This window comes from Azospirillum sp. B4, from assembly GCF_000333275.1.
Taxonomy (GTDB): Bacteria; Pseudomonadota; Alphaproteobacteria; order Azospirillales; family Azospirillaceae; genus Nitrospirillum.
In genome coordinates this window covers 21,360-27,364 of record NZ_BACU01000090.1, presented here as the reverse complement: position 1 = coordinate 27,364, position 6,005 = coordinate 21,360, and the positions used below count along the sequence as shown (strand labels likewise).

General features: G+C 64.4%; 6 protein-coding genes. All 6 read left to right on the top strand.

Going from position 1 to position 6,005, the window contains the following annotated elements:
• The coding region (locus I55_RS04505; RefSeq protein ID WP_044559304.1) for an NADH-quinone oxidoreductase subunit H at positions 1–680 on the top strand (680 nt) is incomplete at its 5' end.
• A 94-nt stretch (positions 681–774) separates the two neighbouring features.
• Positions 775–1,263, top strand: coding sequence for an NADH-quinone oxidoreductase subunit NuoI (gene nuoI, locus I55_RS04500; RefSeq protein ID WP_044559303.1), 489 nt, complete (start codon positions 775–777; stop codon positions 1,261–1,263).
• Positions 1,264–1,401: 138 nt separating this feature from the next.
• On the top strand, positions 1,402–2,010 hold the full coding sequence (locus I55_RS04495; protein WP_044559302.1) for an NADH-quinone oxidoreductase subunit J: 609 nt from the start codon (positions 1,402–1,404) through the stop codon (positions 2,008–2,010).
• A gap of 14 nt (positions 2,011–2,024) precedes the next feature.
• Complete coding sequence (gene nuoK / locus I55_RS04490; RefSeq protein ID WP_044559312.1) at positions 2,025–2,333, top strand: NADH-quinone oxidoreductase subunit NuoK; 309 nt, start codon at positions 2,025–2,027, stop codon at positions 2,331–2,333.
• 5 nt (positions 2,334–2,338) lie between these two features.
• A complete protein-coding gene (gene nuoL, locus I55_RS04485; RefSeq protein ID WP_044559301.1) occupies positions 2,339–4,285 on the top strand; it encodes an NADH-quinone oxidoreductase subunit L in 1,947 nt (648 codons plus the stop codon).
• A gap of 19 nt (positions 4,286–4,304) precedes the next feature.
• Positions 4,305–6,002, top strand: a complete 1,698-nt coding sequence (locus I55_RS04480) for an NADH-quinone oxidoreductase subunit M (protein ID WP_044559300.1) — start codon at positions 4,305–4,307, stop codon at positions 6,000–6,002.
• Positions 6,003–6,005: the final 3 nt, after the last annotated feature.

Here is a 6,005-nt window from a genome sequence, read left to right as displayed (position 1 = left end):
TGGTGCTGTCCGACATCAACGTCGGCGTGCTCTATCTCTTCGCCATCAGCTCGCTGGGCGTCTACGGCATCATCATGTCGGGCTGGGCGTCCAACTCGAAGTACGCCTTCCTGGGCGGCCTGCGCTCCGCGGCGCAGATGGTCAGCTACGAAGTCTCCATCGGCTTCGTCATCATCACCGTGCTGCTGTGCGTCGGTTCGCTGAACCTGTCGGACATCGTCCGGGCCCAGTCCCACCTGTGGTTCTGCATCCCGCTGTTCCCGATGTTCGTGGTGTTCTTCATCTCGGCGCTCGCGGAAACCAACCGCGCCCCCTTCGACCTGCCGGAAGGCGAGTCCGAACTGGTGGGTGGCTTCCACACCGAATACTCGGCCATGGCCTTCGCCCTGTTCTTCCTGGGCGAGTACATCAGCATGATCCTGATGAGCGGCATGACCTCCATCCTGTTCCTGGGTGGCTGGCAGCCGTTCCCCCTCCTGGGCTTTATCCCCGGTCCGCTGAATCTGATCATCAAGATCTGCCTGCTGATGTTCGTGTTCATCTGGGTGCGCGGCACGCTGCCCCGCTACCGCTACGACCAGCTGATGCGCCTGGGCTGGAAGGTCTTCCTGCCGTTCTCGCTGATCTGGGTGATCCTGACCGCCGGCTTCCTGGTCTACTTCGACAAGCTGCCGCACTAGGGATCGCCGCCCCGCCTCCTGGGCGCGGGATGTTTCGAGTTGACTTGTGACCGCGGGGGGAGCCGCCCCCCGCATCAAGGAATGAGGTGACGACATGGCCTGGCTCGACCGTACGGCGCGCGGCCTGTTCATGACCGAGCTGGTGAAGGGCTTCGCCCTGACCTTCAGCTACATGTTCAAGTCCCGGGTGACCATCAACTACCCCTATGAGCGCAGCCCGCTCAGTCCGCGCTTCCGTGGTGAGCATGCGCTGCGCCGCTATCCCAACGGGGAAGAGCGCTGCATCGCTTGCAAGCTGTGCGAAGCGGTGTGCCCGGCCCTGGCCATCACCATCGAAGCGGAACCCCGTGAGGACGGCTCGCGCCGGACCACCCGCTACGACATCGACATGACCAAGTGCATCTACTGCGGTCTCTGCCAGGAGGCCTGCCCGGTGGATGCCATCGTCGAGGGGCCGAACATCGAGTTCGCCGCCGAGACGCGCGAGGAGCTTTTCTACAACAAGGAAAAGCTGCTGGCGAACGGCGACCGGTGGGAACCCCTGCTGGCCGCCAACATCGCCGCGGATGCCCCCTACCGCTGATTTCGCCTTAAGTGATGCCCGCGCGCGGGACCGCCCGCGCCAACGACCCAGAGCCAGCGACCCAAGTCCTGGGCCCGGTTACCGGAGAGAAATCTTGATCGCCAACGTCCGCAACCCGCACCGGAAGGAGAGCCGCCGATGATACTGCCCGCTCTCGCCTTCTATCTGTTCGCCGCCGTGCTGGTGCTTGCCGGCATGCTGGTGATCACGGCGCGCAATCCGGTGCACTCCGTCCTGTTCCTGATCTTGGCCTTCTTCAACGCGGCCGGCCTGTTCGTCCTGATCGGGGCGGAGTTCGTGGCGATGATCCTGGTCATCGTCTACGTGGGCGCCGTGGCGGTGCTGTTCCTCTTCGTTGTCATGATGCTGGACATCAACTTCCAGGAACTGCGCAAGGGCTTCCTGCGCTACCTGCCGGCGGGCCTCGCCGTGGGGGCGGCCTTGCTGGCGGAACTGGGCCTGGTGATCTCCGGCTGGGTCTACGCCGGCCCGGCCGACAGCGTCCGCGCCGCGCCCACGCCCGAAAGCGTGGCCAACGCCCAGGCGCTGGGCGACCTGCTCTACACCCAATACGCCTACATCTTCGAAGCCTCCGGCCTGGTGCTGTTGGTCGCCATGATCGGCGCCATTGTGCTGACCTTGCGCTCGCGCAAGGGCACCCGCCGCCAGGTCATCGCCGACCAGGTGTCACGTCGCCGTGAGGACGTGGTGGCCGTGGTCAAGGTCCGGACCGGGGAGGGCGTGTAACCATGGAAACCGTGATGGATATCGGTCTCGGCCACTACCTGTCGGTGGCGGCCATCCTGTTCATCCTGGGCGTGTTCGGCATCTTCCTGAACCGCCGCAACGTCATCATCATCCTGATGTCGGTCGAGCTGATCCTGCTCGCCGTCAACATCAACCTCGTCGCCTTCTCGGTCTTCCTGCACGATCTCGTGGGACAGGTCTTCGCCCTGTTCATCCTGACCGTGGCGGCGGCGGAGGCCGCGATCGGCCTCGCCATCCTCGTCATCTACTTCCGCAACCGTGGCTCGATCGCGGTTGAGGACATCAACCTGATGAAGGGTTGAGCGCCATGGCCGTTATCGCAGCAATCTTCCTGCCGCTTCTGGCGTCCTTCATCGCCGGCTTCTTCGGTCGCCGCATCGGGGACCGGGGCTCGCAGCTCGTCACCTGCGCCGCGATGCTGGTGGCGCTGGGTCTGTCCATCCACCTGTTCGTCGACGTGGCCATCAACGGCCACGCGCAGGTCGTCACCCTGGCCAACTGGGTGGCCAGCGGCGCCTTCCATGTCGATTGGGCCCTGCGCGTCGACACCCTGACGGCGGTCATGCTGATCGTGGTCAACGGCGTGTCGACCATGGTGCACATCTACTCCGTCGGCTACATGAGCCATGACCCGGACAAGCCCCGGTTCATGTCCTATCTCAGCCTGTTCACCTTCATGATGCTGATGCTTGTGACGGCCGACAACCTGCTGCAGATGTTCTTCGGCTGGGAGGGCGTCGGTGTCGCCTCCTACCTGCTGATCAACTTCTGGTTCGAGAAGAAGAGTGCCAACGACGCCTCCATGAAGGCGTTCCTGGTGAACCGCGTGGGCGACTTCGGCTTCGCCCTGGGCATCTTCTCCATCTTCATCATCTTCGGCAGCGTCGAGTTCAGCGCTATCTTCCCGGCCGCCGCCTCCAAGGCGCACGCCACCTTCAACTTCCTGGGCTGGCACGTGTCCGCGCTGGATTGCGCCTGCCTGCTGCTGTTCGTCGGCGCCATGGGCAAGTCGGCCCAGCTGGGCCTGCATACTTGGCTGCCGGACGCGATGGAAGGCCCGACGCCCGTGTCGGCCCTCATCCACGCCGCCACCATGGTCACCGCTGGCGTCTTCATGCTGGCCCGCATGAGCCCGGTGTTTGAATACGCCCCCACCGCCCTGGCCGTGGTGACGGTGCTGGGCGCCCTGACCGCCTTCGTCGCCGCGACGATCGGCATGACCCAGTTCGACATCAAGCGCGTCATCGCCTATTCGACGATGAGCCAGCTGGGCTACATGTTCTTCGCCATCGGCGTGTCGGCCTACCAGGCCGCCGTCTTCCACCTGATGACCCACGCCTTCTTCAAGGCCCTGCTGTTCCTGGGCGCCGGTTCCGTCATCCACGCCATGTCCGGTGAGCAGGACATGCGCAAGATGGGCGGTATCTGGAAGCTCATCCCCTATACCTGGGTGATGATGTGGATCGGCAACCTGGCCCTCGCGGGTATAGGCATCCCCGGTGTCTATGGTTTCGCCGGTTTCTACTCCAAGGACATCATCCTGGAGGCGGCCTACGCCTCCGGCACCGGCGTCGGCCACTTCGCCTACTGGCTGGGCATCGCCGCTGCCTTCATGACCGCCTTCTACTCCTGGCGCCTGCTGTTCATGACCTTCCATGGCAAGCCGCGCGCGTCCAAGGATGTCATGGATCATGTGCACGAAAGCCCGGTGGTCATGACCGGTCCGCTGACCGTGCTGGCCGTTGGCGCCCTGTTGGCCGGTATCGTGGGCTACAACGCCTTCGTCGGCCACGAGGCCCGGCCGGAATTCTGGCGCGGCGCCATTCAGGTGCTGCACGCCCATGACAGCATCCATGCCGCCCATGAGGGGCCGCACTGGGTGGGCTTCCTGCCCCTGGTGGTGGGCCTGGTGGGTATCGGCCTGGCGTACGTCTGCTACATCCTGGTTCCCAGCATGCCGGCGACCTTCACCAAGATCGTGAAGCCGCTGCACGTGCTGGTCTTCAACAAATACTTCTTCGACCAGATCTACACCGCGCTGTTCGTGAAGCCGGCGATGCTCCTGGGCTTCGGCCTGTGGAAGGCCGGCGACGGCGCCATCATCGACGGCCTGGGCCCCGATGGTGTCGCCAAGACCACTCGCGGCGTCGCCGCCGGCGTCAGCCGGCTGCAGTCCGGGTACGTCTACCATTACGCATTCGCCATGGTGATCGGCGTGGTCGCGCTGGTCGGCTGGTTCTACTTCAAGCCCTGAGCAGGACGAGGCATATAAGATGGCTGATTGGCCGATCCTGTCGCTGACGACGTTCCTTCCGTCGATTGGCGCCCTACTCATCCTGCTGGTGCGCGGCGAAGAACAGGCCGTGGCGCGGAACGCGAAGGCGATCGCCCTCGCGACCTCGCTCCTCACCTTCATCGTCTCGCTGGGCATCCTGGTGAAGTTCGATCCCTCCAGCGCCGGCTTCCAGCTGGTGGAGGAGCACAGCTGGATCCCCGCGCTGGGCATCCAGTACCTGCGCGGCATCGACGGCGTCTCCGTCTGGTTCGTGCTGGCCTCGACCTTCCTCACCCCCATCTGCGTGCTGGCCTCCTGGGACAGCATCGACAAGCGGGTGAAGCAGTTCATGATGTCGCTGCTGCTGCTGGAGACCATGCTGGTCGGCATGTTCACCGCGCTGGACTTCATCCTGTTCTACATCTTCTTCGAAGGTGTCCTGCTGCCGATGTTCCTGATGATCGGCGTGTGGGGTGGTCCGGGGCGCATCTACGCCGCCTACAAGTTCTTCATCTACACCTTCATCGGCTCCGTCCTGATGCTGCTGGCCATCGTCGCCATGTACCTGCAGGTCGGCACGATGGACATGCGGGTGATGCTGGACCACACCTTCGACCCGTCCATGCAGAAGATCCTGTGGCTGGCCTTCTTCGCCGCCTTCGCGGTGAAGACCCCGATGTGGCCGTTCCACACCTGGTTGCCCTTCGCCCACGTGGAGGCGCCGACCGCCGGCTCCGTCATGCTGGCCGGCGTCATGCTTAAGATGGGCGGCTACGGCCTCATCCGCGCCAACCTGCAGATGCTGCCCATCGGCTCGGCCACCTACACCACCCTGGTGTTCGTGATGTCGGTCGTCGCCATCATCTACACCTCGCTGGTGGCGCTGGCGCAGACCGACATGAAGAAGATGATCGCCTACTCGTCGGTCGCCCACATGGGCTACGTCAGCATGGGCATCTTCTCCGCCAACGCCCAGGGCCTGGACGGCGCCATGTTCCAGATGCTGTCGCACACCGTGGTGTCGGCGGCCCTGTTCCTCTGCATCGGCGTCGTCTACAACCGCCTGCACACCCGTGAGATCGCCCGCTACGGTGGCATGGCGCACAACATGCCCAAGTACGCCGTGGTGTTCATGCTGTTCATGCTGGCCTCGGTCGGCCTGCCCGGCACCTCGGGCTTCGTGGGTGAGTTCCTATCCATGCTGGGCGCCTATGAGGCCAACACCTGGGTGGGCCTGTTCGCCTCCACCGGCCTGGTCTTCGGCGCCGCCTACATGCTGCTGCTCTATCGCAAGCTGTTCTACGGTAAGCTGGAGAAGCCGGACGTGATCGCCATGCCCGACCTGAACGGCAAGGAGATCATCTACTTCGCGCCGCTGATCGCCATCGTGATCATGATGGGTGTGTACCCGAAGAGCTTCAGCGGCGTGTACGCCGCCTCGCTGGACCACATCCTGACGCATCATCGCGAGGCCCTGGCGGCCGAGGGCCTGACCCCGCCGGTCGCCAACCCCGCGTCCTCCTTCATCCCGGCCGCCAACGCGGAAACCATCTCCGCCCACCCGGCGACGTCTGAGACGCCGGGCACCGAGCATGCCGTGGAACCGTCCAACCCTGAGACGCCCTCTGCCGAAACGCCCGCCGAAGCTCCCCATGGGGAGCCCAAGGCGGACGCCAACCCCGACGCCGGCCACTGATCC

Coding starts and splice junctions, on each gene's coding strand:
- nuoI (WP_044559303.1), top strand. CDS start 775: ATGGCCTGGCTCGACCGTACGGCGCGCGGCCTGTTCATGACCGAGCTG.
- I55_RS04495 (WP_044559302.1), top strand. CDS start 1,402: ATGATACTGCCCGCTCTCGCCTTCTATCTGTTCGCCGCCGTGCTGGTG.
- nuoK (WP_044559312.1), top strand. CDS start 2,025: ATGGATATCGGTCTCGGCCACTACCTGTCGGTGGCGGCCATCCTGTTC.
- nuoL (WP_044559301.1), top strand. CDS start 2,339: ATGGCCGTTATCGCAGCAATCTTCCTGCCGCTTCTGGCGTCCTTCATC.
- I55_RS04480 (WP_044559300.1), top strand. CDS start 4,305: ATGGCTGATTGGCCGATCCTGTCGCTGACGACGTTCCTTCCGTCGATT.